General features: G+C 72.3%; 11 protein-coding genes and 1 pseudogene. 6 read left to right on the top strand and 6 right to left on the bottom strand.

All coding sequences use genetic code 11. From position 1 onward, the window contains the following. From ADK41_RS39250 to glgB, 3 genes are all read left to right on the top strand, one after another. Positions 1 to 139: alpha-glucosidase C-terminal domain-containing protein (locus tag ADK41_RS39250; RefSeq protein ID WP_209438646.1), on the top strand; the 139-nt coding region annotated here is incomplete at its 5' end. Positions 140 to 443: 304 nt separating this feature from the next. Then, a complete protein-coding gene (locus ADK41_RS14255; RefSeq protein WP_030829072.1) occupies positions 444 to 1,862 on the top strand; it encodes a maltokinase N-terminal cap-like domain-containing protein in 1,419 nt (472 codons plus the stop codon). 32 nt (positions 1,863 to 1,894) lie between these two features. Beyond that, the gene (gene glgB, locus ADK41_RS14250) at positions 1,895 to 4,417 is read left to right on the top strand and encodes a 1,4-alpha-glucan branching enzyme (RefSeq protein ID WP_078662014.1); all 2,523 of its coding nucleotides are present in this window, start codon (positions 1,895 to 1,897) and stop codon (positions 4,415 to 4,417) included. 15 nt (positions 4,418 to 4,432) lie between these two features. On the opposite strand, the gene ADK41_RS14245 is transcribed toward glgB, so the two are convergent. From ADK41_RS14245 to ADK41_RS14230, 4 genes are all read right to left on the bottom strand, one after another. Next, entirely contained in the window at positions 4,433 to 6,664 is a 2,232-nt protein-coding gene (locus tag ADK41_RS14245; protein ID WP_030829066.1) for a HelD family protein, read from the bottom strand. Positions 6,665 to 6,855: 191 nt separating this feature from the next. After that, entirely contained in the window at positions 6,856 to 7,170 is a 315-nt protein-coding gene (locus tag ADK41_RS14240) for a thioredoxin family protein (RefSeq protein WP_030829063.1), read from the bottom strand. 5 nt (positions 7,171 to 7,175) lie between these two features. After that, entirely contained in the window at positions 7,176 to 7,604 is a 429-nt protein-coding gene (locus ADK41_RS14235) for a MerR family transcriptional regulator (protein WP_030829060.1), read from the bottom strand. 211 nt (positions 7,605 to 7,815) lie between these two features. Beyond that, positions 7,816 to 9,216 carry a cation:dicarboxylate symporter family transporter gene (locus ADK41_RS14230; protein WP_030829057.1) on the bottom strand — a complete coding sequence of 467 codons (1,401 nt, stop codon included), beginning with the start codon at positions 9,214 to 9,216 and terminating at the stop codon, positions 7,816 to 7,818. 157 nt (positions 9,217 to 9,373) lie between these two features. Between ADK41_RS14230 and ADK41_RS14225 the strand changes: the two genes are divergently transcribed. Together ADK41_RS14225 and ADK41_RS39245 are read left to right on the top strand one after the other, a co-directional pair. Continuing rightward, the gene (locus tag ADK41_RS14225; protein WP_030829054.1) at positions 9,374 to 11,023 is read left to right on the top strand and encodes a sensor histidine kinase; all 1,650 of its coding nucleotides are present in this window, start codon (positions 9,374 to 9,376) and stop codon (positions 11,021 to 11,023) included. Continuing rightward, positions 11,020 to 11,721 carry a response regulator gene (locus tag ADK41_RS39245; RefSeq protein ID WP_078662012.1) on the top strand — a complete coding sequence of 234 codons (702 nt, stop codon included), beginning with the start codon at positions 11,020 to 11,022 and terminating at the stop codon, positions 11,719 to 11,721. The genes ADK41_RS14225 and ADK41_RS39245 overlap by 4 nt, the downstream gene beginning before the upstream one ends. A gap of 49 nt (positions 11,722 to 11,770) precedes the next feature. Here ADK41_RS39245 and ADK41_RS14215 read toward each other — a convergent pair. Beyond that, positions 11,771 to 13,825, bottom strand: a pseudogene (locus tag ADK41_RS14215) (tetratricopeptide repeat protein); the annotation flags it as partial. A 293-nt stretch (positions 13,826 to 14,118) separates the two neighbouring features. After that, complete coding sequence (locus ADK41_RS14210; protein ID WP_030829046.1) at positions 14,119 to 14,658, bottom strand: hypothetical protein; 540 nt, start codon at positions 14,656 to 14,658, stop codon at positions 14,119 to 14,121. Positions 14,659 to 14,691: 33 nt separating this feature from the next. Here ADK41_RS14210 and ADK41_RS14205 point away from each other — a divergent pair, with 33 nt between their 5' ends. Further along, positions 14,692 to 15,552: a 5'-methylthioadenosine/S-adenosylhomocysteine nucleosidase gene (locus ADK41_RS14205; protein ID WP_030829043.1), complete on the top strand. Its 861-nt coding sequence runs from the start codon at positions 14,692 to 14,694 to the stop codon at positions 15,550 to 15,552. Positions 15,553 to 15,626: the final 74 nt, after the last annotated feature.

Here is a 15,626-nt window from a genome sequence, read left to right as displayed (position 1 = left end):
ACGGCACCCGGTCGAGCTGTTCGGCGGGGTGCGCTTCCCGGCCGTCGGCGACCTGCCCTACCTGCTGACCCTCGGGGGCCACGGCTTCTACTGGTTCCGATTGCGGCACAACGAGACACGAGAGCACGGTGAGCAGTGATGCGGTTACGCCGCCCTGGTGAACGGGGTCCGAACCCGCCATGGGGGCGCCTCCCAGGCCCTTGAGGTCCTGGGGGAGGCCGCCTCGGTCATCAACTGCGCGCTTGTCGCGTGAGACCTTTCCGAGTGATCGGCAAGGACACGCTCCCGCCTCGGGCTGCGTGAACGCCCATGGTTCCGGCTCCGCATCCGCCGGTGAGGCCTCTGGCCGCCATCAGGGCGGGACGGTTTCCTCCGTCCCGCCCTGGGCACCCTTCACGCAACCCGACGCCCCTCCGCACCCGACGCGGAAAGGACGCGACGCCATGTCGGAAGCCGTCACACGCACCGTCACGACCCCGCCCGGCCTCCTTGCGTCACTGGATCCACTGCTGAGGGAATGGCTGCCGCGACAGCGCTGGTTCGCGGGCAAGGGCCGCCCCGTCACGGGGTTCTCCCTGGTGGCGGCCACCGAACTGCTGCCGCCCACCGCCAAGCTGGGCCTGTACCACCTGCTGGTGCGCGCGCACCAGCCGCTCCAGCCGGGCCACGGCGGCCCCGAACAGCCCGGCGACTGCTACCAGCTGCTCATAGGCGTGCGCGAGGCGTTGCCGCCCCGGCTGGCGCCCGCGCTGATCGGTCATGTGACGCGGGGCCCGCTGGCCGGGCTGACGGTCTACGAGGCCCTGCACGACACCCGGCCCGCCGAACTCCTCCTGGAGGCCCTGCGCACCCAGGCCCGGATCGGCGGGCTTCGCTTCGAGCGGGACCCGCGCCAGGAGATCCGGTCCGGTCTGGTGCCGCGCCTGATGACCGCCGAGCAGTCGAACTCGTCGGTCGTCTACGGAGACACGTTCATCCTGAAGCTGCTGCGCCGGGTGCTGCCCGGGATCAACCCCGATCTGGAGCTGCCGCTGGCGCTGGCCCGCGAGGGCTGCCCCCGGGTGCCCCCGCCGACGGCCTGGCTGGTCGCGGAGCCCGATGAGGCGGCGCCCGGCCCGCCGTCGGCCGAGCCGTACGTCCTGGGGGTGCTCCAGCCGTTCGTGCGGGGCGCGACCGACGGCTGGGAGCTGGCGCTGCGGGGGCTGGCCAAGGGGGAGGACTTCGTCGCCGAGGCGCGGGCCCTCGGGCGGGCCACCGCCGAGGTGCACACCGCGCTGGCCCGCGCGCTGCCCACGGTCACGCTGGGGCACGTCCAGCTCCGCACCATGGTCGTCGGCATGACCGAGCGGCTCGAGGCGGCCGTGCACGCGGTGCCCGCGCTGCGGCCGTACGCGGACGGGCTGCGCTCGGCGTTCACGGCGCTGGACGACCTGGCCGCCGAGGGCCGTGTCTGGACCGCCCAGCGGGTGCACGGCGACCTGCACCTCGGGCAGTGCCTGCGTTCCCCGGCCGGTGACTGGTCGCTGATCGACTTCGAGGGGGAACCGGCCCGGCCGCTGGCCGAGCGGCGGATGCCGCAGCCGGCGGTGCGGGACGTGGCCGGCATGCTGCGGTCCTTCGACTACGCGGCGCGTTCGGTGGTCCCGGCGCAGCCGGACTGGGCCGTGCGGTGCCGGGCGGCGTACTGCTCCGGCTACGCGGAGGCGGCCGGCCGGGACCCGCGCACCGATCCGGTGCTGCTGCGCGCGTACGAGACCGACAAGGCGGTCTACGAGGTGGTCTACGAGGCCCGGCACCGCCCCGAGTGGCTGCCCGTGCCGCTGGCCGCCGTGCACCGGCTCGCCACGACCGATCTGATCTGACCCATCCGTTCCGCGTCCAGGAGGCTTCGCCCGTGACCCCCCGCCCCGAGTCCAGCGGTTCGCATCCGGAGCAGCCGGCCGAGCGACGGCCCGCGGCGGCCGAGCCGGCGAAGAAGGCCGCGAAGAAGACGGCCGCGGCGTCGAAGAAGACCACGGCCGAGAAGACCACGGCCGAGAAGACGGCGGCCAAGAAGACAGCAGTGAAGAAGACAGCGGTGAAGAAGGCGGTGGCCAAGAAAGCCGCGGCCCCGAGGACGGCGGTGAAGAAGGCGGTGGCCAAGAGCCCGGCCGGGGGGTCCCCGGCGGCGAGGAAGGCCGTGCGGGAGGTCGCCGCCCCGCGGTCCGCCCCGCCCGAGAGGGAGATCGCCGTCTCCCCCGCCGTGGACGCCGCCGACCGGGAGCGGCTGCTGAGCGGGACGCACCACGCCCCGCACTCCGTGCTCGGCGCGCATCCGGTGCCCGGCGGGGTCGCCTTCCGGGCGCTGCGGCCGTACGCCCTCGCGGTGACCGTCGTCTCCGGGGACCTCACCGTCGAGCTGCACGACGACGGCGACGGCTTCTTCTCGGGACTGCTGCCGCTGGGCGAGGTGCCGGCGTACCGGCTGCTCGTCACGTACGAGGGGACGGTGCACGAGACGGAGGACGCGTACCGCTTCCTGCCCACGCTGGGCGAGCTCGACCTGCACCTGATCGGCGAGGGCCGGCACGAGGAGCTGTGGACGGTCCTCGGCGCGCACCCGATGACCCACCAGGGCGTCACCGGCACCCGGTTCTCGGTGTGGGCGCCGAACGCGCGCGGGGTGCGGGTGGCCGGCACCTTCAACTTCTGGGACGGCGCCGGCTTCCCCCTGCGCTCGCTGGGCTCGACGGGGGTGTGGGAACTGTTCGTGCCGGGGATCGGCGAGGGCGAGCTGTACAAGTTCGAGATCACCCGCCCCGACGGCTCGAAGACCCTGCGCGCCGACCCGATGGCCCGCCGTACGGAGGTGCCGCCGGCCACGTCGTCGATCGTCACGTCCTCGGCGTACGAGTGGGGCGACTCCGCGTGGCTGGAGCGCCGGGCCGAGGCGCCCGCGCACCGGGCGCCGTTCTCCGTGTACGAGGTGCACCTGCCGTCCTGGCGGCCAGGACTGACGTACCGCCAACTGGCCGAGCAGCTGCCCGCGTACGTCAAGGACCTCGGCTTCACCCACGTCGAGCTGATGCCGGTCGCCGAGCACCCCTTCGGCGGCTCCTGGGGGTACCAGGTCACCGGGTTCTACGCGCCCACGGCCCGCCTGGGCGCCCCGGACGACTTCCGGTACCTGGTCGACGCCCTGCACCGGGCCGGGATCGGCGTGATCATGGACTGGGTGCCGGCGCACTTCCCGCGCGACGAGTGGGCGCTGGCCGAGTTCGACGGGCGTCCGCTGTACGAGCACGAGGATCCGCTGCGGGCCGCGCACCCCGACTGGGGCACCCTGGAGTTCGACTTCGGGCGGCGTGAGGTGCGCAACTTCCTGGTGGCCAACGCCCTGTACTGGTGCGAGGAGTTCCACATCGACGGGCTGCGGGTGGACGCGGTCGCCTCGATGCTCTACCTGGACTACTCGCGCGAGCCGGGCCAGTGGACGCCGAACGAGCACGGCGGCCGGGAGAACCTGGACGCGGTGGCGTTCCTGCAGGAGATGAACGCGACCGTGTACCGCAGGGCGCCGGGGGTCGTGACGATCGCGGAGGAGTCCACGGCCTGGGACGGCGTCACCCGGGCCACCCACCACAAGGGCCCCAGCGGCTTCGGCGGGCTCGGGTTCGGGCTGAAGTGGAACATGGGCTGGATGCACGACTCGCTCCAGTACATGAGCCACGAGCCGGTCCACCGCCGGTACCACCACGGCGAGATGACGTTCTCGATGGTGTACGCCTACAGCGAGAACTACGTGCTGCCGATCTCCCACGACGAGGTGGTGCACGGCAAGCGGTCCCTGGTGTCGAAGATGCCCGGCGACTGGTGGCAGCAGCGCGCCAACCTGCGCGCCTACCTGGGCTTCATGTGGGCCCACCCGGGCAAGCAGCTCCTCTTCATGGGGCAGGAGTTCGCACAGGGCGCCGAGTGGTCGGAGGTGCACGGTCCGGACTGGTGGCTCCTCGACCCGCACTACGGCGCGGAGGCCGACCACCGCGGGGTGCGCGACCTGGTGCGCGACCTCAACACCGTGTACCGGAACACTCCGGCGCTGTGGCGGTGCGACACCGAGCCGTCCGGTTTCCGGTGGGTGACCGGGGACGCGGCCGAGGACAACGTGTTCGCGTTCCTGCGGTACGACGGCGACGGCTCCCCGCTGCTCGCGGTGTCCCACTTCGCGCCCGTGGTCAGGCAGGACTACCGGATCGGCGTCCCCGACGACGTGCCCGCCTGGCACGAGGTGGTGAACACCGACGCCGGCCGCTACGGCGGCGGTGACGTCACCCGCCCGGACCCGGTCAAGCCGGAGCCGCAGGGGCGGCACGGGTTCCCGGCGAGCGTCCGGCTGACCCTGCCGCCCCTGGCGACGGTGTGGCTGCGCCCGGCCTGAACCCCGGGCCCCCGCTCAGTCCAGGGCGTCGGCCAGCGGCTTCGGCAGCGGCTCGGTGTGCAGGACCCCGAGCCGCTGGGTGGCGCGGGTGAGCGCCACGTACAGGTCGCTGGTGCCGTAGCGGGCCGGCTCGACCACGAGGACCGAGTCGAACTCCAGCCCCTTGGCCTGGCGCGGGTCGAGCAGCACGACGTCGTGCGCCAGATCGGGTTCGGCGCCCGCCGTCACCCCGTCGAGGCGGGCGGCCAGGGCGCGGTGCAGCGCGCGCGGTGCGATGACGGCGAGGCGGCCCTCGTGGGGGGTGAGCTCCGCGACGGCCTTGGCGACGGCGCCGGGCAGGTCGTCGGTGACGCGGGCCCAGGGCCGTACGCCCGTGGAGCGCACCGATCCGGGCGGCTCGAAGCCGGGGTGCTCCGCGCGGACCACGGCCGCGGCGACGTCCATGATCTCGGCGGGGGTGCGGTAGTTGACGCCGAGCCGGGTGTGCTCCCAGCGGTCCTCGACGAACGGGGTGAGGATGTCCGCCCAGGAGCCGACACCGCCCGCCTCGGAGGTCTGCGCCGGGTCGCCGACCAGGGTCATCGAGCGGGTGGGGCTGCGTCGCATCAGCAGCCGCCATGCCATGGGGGTGAGTTCCTGCGCCTCGTCGACGATGATGTGCCCGAACGCCCAGGTGCGGTCGGCGGCGGCGCGTTCGGCGGCGCTGCGGTGGTCGTCCTCCTCGTGCCGTTCGGCGAAGCGTTCGGCGTCGATGATGTCGTGCGCGGACAGCACCTCGGAGGAGTCCGGGTCGTCCTCCTCCTTGTCCTCGAACTCGTAGGTGCGGGAGGCGTACGAGACGTCCAGGACGCCCTGCGCGAAGGCGATCTGCGTCTGCCGCTCGCGTTCGGCCCGGGCGCGTGCGAGGCGGTCGTCCTCGCCGAGGAGTTCGGCGGCCTCGTCGAGCAGGGGCACGTCGGAGATCGTCCAGTGCCGGGTGACCGGGCGGCGGACGGCGGCGGCGTCCTCGTCGGGGAGGTACCCCTCGGGGGCGGCGAGGAAGTCGGCGACCAGCCGCTGCGGGGTGATCCGGGGCCACAGCCGGTCGATGGCGGACCAGACCTCGGGGTTGTCTGCGAGTTCGTCGCGGATCTGGGTGATGTCGCTGGGGTCGAGCAGGTTGCTTCCGTCGTAGGGGTCGGTGCCGATGCGTTCGGCGACCATGTCGGTGAGCGCGTTGAGAATGTGGCCCTCGAAGTGCTCGCGGGCCGCGTTGTGCGGCAGCTTCGCGGCGCGGGTGCGTTCGCGGGCGACGTTCACCAGGCCGTCGTCGAGCATGAGGACCTCGCGGTCGTGCTCGATGGCGATCACCGGGTCGGGCAGCGCCTGCCGGTCGCGCACGACGGCGGCGAGGACGTCGGCCATCTCGGCGCGGCCCTTGACGGCGGCGGCCTCGGGGGTGTCGGTCCGGGTGGTCCGTACGCCGGGGTACAGCTCGCCGACGGTCGCCAGGAGCACGCCGGTCTCGCCGAGGCTGGGCAGCACCTCGCCGATGTAGCCGAGGAACGCCGGGTTGGGGCCGACGATCAGGACGGCGCGGCGGGCCAGCAGCTCGCGGTGCTCGTAGAGGAGGTAGGCGGCGCGGTGCAGGGCGACGGCGGTCTTGCCGGTGCCGGGGCCGCCCTCGACGACCATGACCCCGCGGTGCGGGGCGCGGATGATGCGGTCCTGGTCGGCCTGGATGGTGCGCACGATGTCGCCCATGCGGCCGGTGCGCGCGGAGTTCAGGGCGGCGAGCAGCACGGCGTCGCCGGTCGGGTCCTCGTGGCCGGTGCGGGTCTCGTCGCCGAGGTCGAGGACCTCGTCGTGCAGGGCGGTGACCCGGCGGCCCTCGGTGGAGATGTGCCGGCGGCGCCTGAGCCCCATCGTGGTGTGGCCGGTGGCCAGGTAGAACGGGCGGGCCACGTCGGCGCGCCAGTCGATGAGGACGGGCGTGCGTTCGGCGTCGTCGGCGCGCAGGCCGATCCGGCCGATGTGGTGGGTGTCGCCGGAGGCGAGGTCGATCCGGCCGAAGCAGAGGGAGCCGTCCACCGCGTTCAGCGCGGCGAGCAGTCCGGAGCGCTCGGCGACGAGGATGTCCCGCTCCAGCCTGGCCTGCCGGGGGGTGTGGCCCAGGGCGAGCGCCTCCGTGACGGACACCTCGGCGTCGCCGCGCAGGGCGTCCACGCGTGCGTACAGTCCGTCGACGAATTGCTGCTCCTGCCGCAATTCGTCGTCCGGAAATTCGGTGTTTGACAATTCCACTCCCGCCCGGATATACTGTGGTCACTGAACTTCACTGCGACTTCCTTCATGATTTCCTCGAGAATGAAGTCGCGAATCAATGAATATACGCAAAGAAAACCCCCGGGCGCAATTGCCCGGGGGTTTTCTCGTGCCGTATGCCAGGTCGTACGAGGTCAGAGCACGTCCGCCAGCTCCTCGAGCAGCCGCCGCTTGGGCCTGGCCCCCACCATCGACCGCAGCGGCTCCCCGTCGCGGAACACCATGAAGGTCGGCATCGACAGCACCTTGTAGGCGTTGGTCGTCTCCGGATTGGCGTCCACGTTCAGCTGGACGACCTTCAGCCGGCCGTCCTCCTCGGCGGCCAGCGCGCTCAGCACCGGGGCCATCTGCCGGCACGGCGGACACCAGTCGGCCGTGAACTCCACCAGCACCGGCAGCTCCGACCCGATCACCTCCGCCGCGAAGTCCGCGTCGCCCACCTCGGGCACACCTCTCACCGCAGTTCCCCTCCCAGTTCGCACACCGGTTCCGGACCGCCCGGAACCGCCGCCTCGGCGGCCAGCCCGTCCCGCGCCGACTCCGCCCGCGCCAGCTGCGCGCCGACCTTCGCCCGCACCGCTCGCAGCTCGCCGATCAGCGCGTCCAGCTCGTCCAGCTTGCGCCGGTAGACCTGGAGCGAGGCGGGGCAGGAGTCGCCCTCGGGGTGCCCGGCCCGCAGGCACTCCACGAACGGCCGGGTCTCCTCCAGGTCGAACCCGAAGTCCCGGAGCGTGCGGATCTGCCGCAGCAGCCTCAGGTCGCCCTCGTCGTAGGCCCGGTGTCCGTTGGCCGTCCGCCGCGCGGACAGCAGCCCGCGCGACTCGTAGTACCGCAGCGTCCGCGTGGTGGTCCCGGCCCGCGCGGCCAGCTCGCCGATTCGCATGGGGACGAACGTAAGCCTTGACGTCGGCGTCAAGGCAAGGGTGGAGCCGGGACGGAAAAGGGCCGAGCGGCCGGGCTCACGGGGGCGGAGCCTGGCCGCTCGGCGGCTGCGGAGGCCCGGATACGGGTGACGGGCCTCCGGCGACCGGGCGGCTGAGCAACGGGGGGAGTGTCCCAGCCGCCCGGGTCCGTGGGGTGTGCGGCGTCGGCCGTCAGGCCTTGGCCAGCTCCTTCTCGCCGCCCTTCTCGGGCAGCTCGGCGCGGGGGTCGTCGTCGGCGTCGCCGTCGGCGCCGTGGTCGTCCAGCAGCGTCTTCTCGTCGAAGGGGGCGCGGCCGGCCAGGACCTCGTCCACCCGCTCCCGGTCGATCTCCTTGGTCCAGGTGCCGATCAGGACGGTGGCGACGGCGTTGCCCGCGAAGTTGGTGAGGGCGCGGGCCTCGCTCATGAAGCGGTCGATGCCGACGATCAGGCCGATGCCGTCCACCAGGGCCGGCTTGTGCGACTGGAGGCCACCGGCCAGCGTGGCGAGACCGGCGCCGGAGACACCCGCGGCGCCCTTGGAGGCCACCAGGAGGAAGAGCAGCAGCGGGATCTGCTCGCCGATCGACATCGGCGTGCCCATGGCGTCGGCGATGAACAGCGAGGCCATGGTCATGTAGATCATGGTGCCGTCGAGGTTGAAGGAGTAGCCGGTCGGGACGGTGATGCCGACCACCGGCTTGCTGACGCCCAGGTGCTCCATCTTCGCGATGAGGCGCGGCAGCGCCGACTCCGACGAGGAGGTGGAGAGGATCAGCAGGAACTCGCGGCCCAGGTACTTGAAGAGCGAGAAGACGTTCACGCCCGCGATGACGCGCAGCATCGTGCCCAGCACCAGGAAGATGAACAGGACGCAGGTGACGTAGAAGCCGAGCATCAGCACGGCCAGGCTCTTGAGGGCGTCGACGCCGGCCGAGCCGGTGACCGCGGCGATGGCGCCGAAGGCGCCGACCGGGGCCGCCCACATGATCATCGCCAGGACGCGGAAGACCAGCCGCTGGATGTGCTCGATGCCGCGCAGGACCGGCTGGCCGGCGTTGCCCATGGCCTGCAGGGCGAAGCCGCAGAGCAGGGCGACCAGCAGGGTCTGCAGGACCTCGCCGGCGGTGAACGCGGAGACGATCGTGGTCGGGATGATGCCCATCAGGAAGTCGACGGTGCTCTTGGCCTCCGCGTCGACCTGCGCCTGACCGGTCTCCTTGACGGCGTCGGTGACCGCGAGGCCCGTGCCCGGGTCCAGGATGTTGCCGACGACCAGGCCGATGGCCAGCGCGACGACCGACATCACCAGGAAGTAGCCCAGGGCGATGCCGCCGACGGCGCCGACCTTGGCGGCCTTCCGCACGGAGCCGATGCCCAGCACGATGGTGCAGAAGATGATCGGCGAGATCATCATCTTGATCAGGTTCACGAAGCCGGTGCCCAGTGGCTTCAGCTCGGTCGCGAAGTCGGGCGCGAGCAGACCGACGGCGATACCGAGGGCGACCGCGATGATCACCGCGATGTAGAGATAGTGCGTGCGGTCCCGCTTGGCCTTGGGTGCGGCAGGTGCCGTAGCGGATGTGCTGGTCACGGCGGCCCTCCTTGACGACGTCGTCGGCATCACCGGCGTGCGGCTCACGTCCGGGGGATGGGTTTTCGGGGAACGCCGTGACTATGTCGTGCCTTGTGAGCGCGGTCACCCTTCCGTTCATTTAGTTCACCGTGGACCGCGGATGCAGACTGGCGGCATGCGCATCCCCCTCCCCCGGCCCCGCAGCCTCGCGGGCCAGCTCTTCGCCATGCAGGCCGTGCTCATCGCGGTGGTCGTGGCCGGGTACGCGCTGTTCACGTACGTCAGCAACCGCAGCCAGGCCGAGGAGGCGGCGGGCCGCCAGGTCACCGCGGTGGCCCGCTCGGTCGCCGACTCCCCTTCCGTACGGCAGGCGATCCGCTCCTCCGCCCCCTCGGCCCGGCTCCAGCCGTACGCGGTGGAGGTGGTGCGCGACACCGACGTCGACTTCGTCACGATCATGAATCCCCGGGGCATCCGCTGGACCCACCCCAACCCGGACCAGATCGGCCTGGTCTTCCAGGGGAACACGGCCCCGGCGCTCCGGGGCCGCACCTTCACCGAGACCTACACCGGCACCCTCGGCCCGTCGGTCCGGGCGGTCACCCCGGTCCGGGACGGCGACCGGATCGTCGGCCTGGTCAGCGCCGGCATAAGGGTCGAGGAGATCAGCCAGCGCGCCCAGGAACAGCTGACGGCGCTGCTCGCGGTCGCGGCCGGCGCCCTCGGACTCGGCGCGATCGGCACGTACGTCATCAACGCGCGGCTGCGCCGGCACACCCACGGCATGAACGCGACCGAGCTCAGCCACATGCACGACTACCATCAGGCCGCGCTCCACGCCGTGCGCGAAGGGCTGCTGATGCTGGACGGCCAGTACAGGGTGGCGCTGATCAACGACGGCGGCCGGGAGCTGCTGGGCGTGACTCCGGAGGAGGACGTGGTGGGCAGGTCGGTGGCGGAGCTGGGGCTGCCCACACCACTGACGGGCGCGCTGCTGGCCTCCGAGCCCCGGGTGGACGAGGTGCATCTGACGGCGGACCGGGTGCTGGTGGTGAACACCTCACCGGTCACCGGCGGCCAGCGGCACGGCTCGGTGGTGACCCTGCGGGACGTGACCGAGCTCCAGTCGCTGATGGGCGAGCTGGACTCCGAGCGGGGCTTCACCCAGGCGCTCAGGTCGCAGGCGCACGAGGCGGCGAACCGGCTGCACACCGTGGTCTCGCTGATCGAGCTGGGCCGCGCGGAGGAGGCGGTGGACTTCGCGACGGCCGAGCTGGAACTGGCGCAGGCGCTCACCGACCAGGTGGTGGCGGCGGTGAGCGAGCCGGTCCTGGCGGCGCTGCTGCTCGGCAAGACCGCCCAGGCCAACGAACGGGGCGTGGAGCTGGTGGTGTCGGACGACAGCCGCCTGGACGACGGCCTGCTCCCGGACACCCTGCCCGCCCGGGACCTGGTCACCATCCTCGGCAACCTGATCGACAACGCCGTGGACGCGGCACAGGGCGGGGTGCGGCCCCGCGTGACGGTGACGGCACTGACCGAGGAGGACGGGGACGGGGACGGCTCGGAGCTGATCCTGCGGGTCTCCGACACCGGACCCGGCGTGGACCCGGACCACACGGAGGCGGTCTTCCAGCGCGGCTTCACGACCAAACCGGCCGGCCCGGGCGGGCGGGGGCTGGGCCTGGCGCTCGTCCGGCAGGCGGCGGGCCGGCACGGCGGGACGCTGTCGGTGACGTCCGGGGACGAGGGCGGCGCGGTGTTCGAGGCGCGGCTGCCGCTCAGGGACGCCGCGGTCGCGCAGGGTGCGGGAGGCGCCGTATGAGCGGAACGACCGGGGAGCCCATCAGAGTGCTGGTGGTCGAGGACGATCCGGTGGCCGCCGACGCCCATGTGATGTACGTCGGGCGGGTGCCGGGGTTCGTCGCCGTGGGCAAGGCGCACACCGGGGCGGAGGCGCGCCGGGTCCTGGAGCGCACGCCCGTCGACCTGCTCCTCCTCGACCTGCACCTGCCGGACGTGCACGGGCTCCAGCTGGCGCGCTCGCTGCGGGCGGGCGGCCACCACGCCGACGTGATCGCGGTGACGTCGGCGCGGGACCTGGCGGTGGTGCGGGAGGGGGTGTCGCTGGGGGTCGTGCAGTACGTGCTGAAGCCGTTCACGTTCGCGACCCTGCGGGACCGGCTGGTGCGCTACGCCGAGTTCCACGCGGCGGTGGGCGAGGCCAGCGGGCAGGACGAGGTGGACAGGGCACTGGCGGCGCTGCGCGCACCGGGCCCGGCCGCACTGCCGAAGGGGCTGAGCGGGCCGACGCTGGAGCGGGTGACGGGGGCGCTGCGCGAGGTCGAGGACGGGCTGACGGCGGCGGGCGTCGCCGAGGCGGTGGGGATCTCCCGGATCACGGCCCGCCGGTATCTGGAGCACCTGGTGGAGGCGGGGAGGGCGGGGCGGGCGCCGGTGTACGGGCAGGTGGGGAGGCCGGAGCTGGTGTATCGGTGGGTTCGAGGGCTTCAGCAGCGGTGAGAGCCGCGCCGGCTTGAGCGGGGGAACCGGCTCGGGTGAAGGCGTCGGCGGCTCGCAGGTAGGAGGTGCGGGCATCCGCGAGGCGCTGGAGGTGTGTCTGAGCAGCTGCCAGGTTTCTGAGCATGCGACCGGTTTCAAACCAGTTCTCGAATTCGTGCAAGACCTTCAGAGCCTTGCCGTACGCACCGATCGCCTCCTCCGCCCGACCCGCCGCCGCAAGGGCGACGCCCAGGTTGCCCCACGCGGAGGCCTCACCTTGACGGTCACCGGCGGCCCGGTACAGGTCACGGGCACTGATGAGTGCCTCGATCGCCTCTTCCGGCCGACCGGCCTCATCCAAGGAGCAACCCAAGTTGTCCCACGCCTTGGCCTCACCGCGACGGTCCTTGAGGGCCCGGAACAAGTCGCGGGCATACGCGTGCGCGCTGATCGCCTCGTCCATCATGCCCGCCTCCTGCAGGACGAAGCCGAGGTTGTCCCAAGCGGCGGCCTGACCATGATGGTCGCCGACAGCCCGGTACAGGTCACGGGCACTGGTGAGTGCCTCGCTCGCCTCTCTCAGCCGACCCGACTGCATCAGGGCAGCGCCCAGCCCCAGCCACGCCTGCGCCTCACCCGGACGGTTCCCGGCGCGGTGAGCGACCTCCTGCGTGGCACGGTTGATCGTGATCAGATCGTCGAAGTGCCGCCGCCAGCCGAGGTACACCGTCAGCATCCCGGCCAGCTCCAACGCCACGGACGCGTATCGCTCCTCCCGCACCCACAACGTGGCTGCCACCAGCCCCGCCCGCTCATCGTCCAGCCACGCCACAGCCTGCGCACGGTCGGCGAATGGCTGCGGCTCCAACTTCACCGGCAACGCACTGAACCAGACATGGGCTGCGGCAGACCGCAAGGCGTAGAACACCAACACCCGCGCCCGTGCGGTTTCCCCCTCCTCCCGAAGAGCCGCGTGGCCGGCCACCACACCTGCCCCGAATGCCCGCACCAGGTCATGCAACCGCCACCGCCCACTCCCCCTCTCAAGGAGATGCGCACGGACCAATGCCTTCAGTTCCCGCGCCGGAGGCACCTCGGCGCCGACCAACGCGGCAACAACCTGGTCACTCACCTCAGCCCCCGGTGCGAGGGCGAGCAACCGCAGCAGCCGAGCCTGCTCGGACGGCAGTCGACGGTAGGACAACTCAAAGGCGGCACGAACGCTGCGCTCACCGTCGTCGAGGTGGTCGAGACGGTCACGGGACTCGGTCAGTTCCGCCACGAGTTCGTCCACCGGCTTGTCCGGGTCCTCCGCCAGCAGGGCGGCCGCGATCTGCAGGGCCAGCGGAAGGTGCCCGCAGAGGCCGGCGAGGCGCTCGGCCGTGTCGGGGTCGTCGGCCACCCGGCTGTCGTCCGGGGCCGCGATGCGCAGGGCGCGGTCGAGGAGTTCGTACGCCTCCCTCGGACTGAGCTGGTCCAGGGGAACGAGCCGCGCGCCCAATTGGGGCAACCGGTCGCGTGACGTGACCAGGACGTGGTGCCGGGAGTCGCCCGGCAGGAGGGGTCGTACCTGGTCCGGCGAGGAGGCGTTGTCGGCCAGGACCAGCACCGCGCCACGCTCGTCAGCCCGGGTGGCCAGCGTGGAGCGGTAGAGCGCCGCCCGCTCGTCCGTCGTGGTGGGGATGTGCTCCGGCGGGGTGCCGAGGGCGCGCAGCAGGGCCTGGAGGGCACGGTCGGCGGTGACGGGTTCCCGGTCGTAACCGTGCAGGTCGATGAAGAGAACGCCGCCGGGGAACCAGCCCCGTTCACGGGCCAGGTGCGCGGTCTCGACGGCGAGCGCGGTCTTGCCGATGCCGCCGAGACCGGACACGGCGGCGACGAGGGTCGCCGCCGGCTGCGTCCCGGCCGGGTCCAGCGCGCGCAGCAGTTCCTCCGTCTCCTGCTCCCGCCCCGTGAACCCGCCGGGTCTCGGCGGCAGACCGGCCAGCGCCTCCGGGACGGCGGCCCCGCCCTGCTGGATCACGACCTGCACGCCGACCACCTCGCGCAGGAAGACCCCGCCCCGGAAGTCGGTGTGGTCGCCGTCGTACCAGGACGTCCCGCTTCCCGGCGCGGACCGCTCCATGGCCCGCGCGACGGTACCGGCGAGGCCCCGCGGATCGGCGGCGAGCAGGTCGGCCACCGTCTCGCCCCACTCCCGTACGGCCTCCCGCCGTACCGGGTCCTGTGCCGCCTCGGCGATGTCCCGGACGGATGCACCGGTGTCGAGGCCTACCGCCCGCGCCAGCCTCTCCACCGCCCGGCGTCCACCGTCCCCGCCCGCGGCCAGGGCCGCCAACAGTGCCGCCTCCATACGCCGTACCCGCCCCCGTCAAGAACTCACGACAGTGCGTCAAAGGTAGTACGTGAGAGGTGTGTTCATGCCGTCTTCGCGTACCAGACGATCTGTGATGCCAGTCCCGCCACGGCGAGTGCCTCCAGCACCGACAGCGTGACCAGCAGCCCGCCGCCGTCGCCGTTCACCCAGAACACGATCAGGGCGGCCAGCGGCACCGCGCAGAACGCCGTCAGGTCGATCACGGTCTGAACCGTCTTGCGGGACCGGCGCCGGGTGTCGCTCCGGTGGTACGCCTCCCACCCGAACGTCGTGAAGCCGCCCCCGTTCGCCGCGAGGGCGGCCAACCGGGGTCCCAGGTCGTCCCGGACGTAGCGGCCGATGGCCGAGATCTTCTCGTCGTTGACGAGGTAGGTCCATCCGAGGACGACGCACACCGGCGGCAGCGCCAGGAGCATCGAGGGCTGCTTCGCCTGGGCCGCGGCGGCGATGGCGGCGGCCACGACGGCCAGCGTCACGTAGAGGAGGTTGTCCCGGAACCCGATCCTCGCCTTCTGCTCGTCCTTCACGGTCTGGTACTCGGCGAGCAGCAACTGCCCGACGGTGAGGTCCTGTTCCGGCACTCGATCCCCTTCCCCCGGTTGTAACTTAGGACTATGCAGGAGACCCGGTCCACTGTTCTGGTCCTGACCGCACTCCCCCTCGAATACACCGCCGTCCGCGCGCACGTCGAGGAGCGGGAGGAACTGGTGCACCGCGACGGGACCCGGGTCGAGAAGGGCCGGCTCCCCGGCGCCTCCTGGCACGTCGCCCTCGCCGAACTGGGCATGGGCGCCGAGCGGGCCGCCGCCCTCACCACCCAGCTCATCACCTGGCTGCGCCCCGAGGCCGTGTTCTTCGTCGGCGTCGCCGGCAGTCTGAAGGAGGACGTCGGGATCGGTGACGTCGTCGTGGGCACGAAGGTGTACGAAATCCACGGCGGCAAGCAGACGCCGGAGGGTTTCCTGGTCCGGCCGAACGCCCTGCCGGGCTCGCACGCACTCGAACAGGCGGCCCGTTCCGCCGTGCGGGACATGCCCGACGTACGGGCGCACTTCCTGCCGATCGCCACGGGCGACGTCGTCCTGGCGGACGCCGAGTCCGAGATCGCCCGCCACCTCCGTAGGAATTACAACGACGCGGGCGCGATCGAGATGGAGGGCTCCGGCGCACTCCAGGCGGCCCACCTGAACGGCCAGGTGAACGCCCTGGTGATCCGGGGCATCAGCGACCGCGCCGACGCCGGGAAGCACAAGGCCGACGCCTCGGGTTCCCAGAAGCACGCCGCCGAGCAGGCCGCGTCGGTGACGGTGGCCGTGCTGCACAAGCACCGGCCCCGAGAGGGTTCCTCCGACTCCGAGGAGCGTCCCCATCGGCACGGGGACGGCGGAGCGACGTACGGCGGAGACCACATCGACTTCCGGGGCGGCACCTTCCACGGCCCCGTCACCGGCAAGCAGAGCGGAGGGCAGCGGTAGGGAGACCGTCCACGGGCCTGTCCCGCGAGCAACCGCCACCCTCCCGCCCCGCCCGCTGGGCTTCACCGGCCGGT

Origin of the sequence: Streptomyces caelestis (assembly GCF_001279005.1) — a bacterium.
Lineage (GTDB): Bacteria > Actinomycetota > Actinomycetes > Streptomycetales > Streptomycetaceae > Streptomyces > Streptomyces heliomycini.
This window is presented reverse-complemented; position numbering and strand designations above follow the sequence as displayed.

Bases quoted from the DNA above. Each gene is read 5' to 3' on its own strand.
- ADK41_RS14255 (WP_030829072.1), top strand. From the start codon at position 444: ATGTCGGAAGCCGTCACACGCACCGTCACGACCCCGCCCGGCCTCCTT.
- ADK41_RS14235 (WP_030829060.1), bottom strand. From the start codon at position 7,604: ATGCGAATCGGCGAGCTGGCCGCGCGGGCCGGGACCACCACGCGGACG.
- ADK41_RS14225 (WP_030829054.1), top strand. From the start codon at position 9,374: ATGCGCATCCCCCTCCCCCGGCCCCGCAGCCTCGCGGGCCAGCTCTTC.
- ADK41_RS39245 (WP_078662012.1), top strand. From the start codon at position 11,020: ATGAGCGGAACGACCGGGGAGCCCATCAGAGTGCTGGTGGTCGAGGAC.
- ADK41_RS14205 (WP_030829043.1), top strand. From the start codon at position 14,692: ATGCAGGAGACCCGGTCCACTGTTCTGGTCCTGACCGCACTCCCCCTC.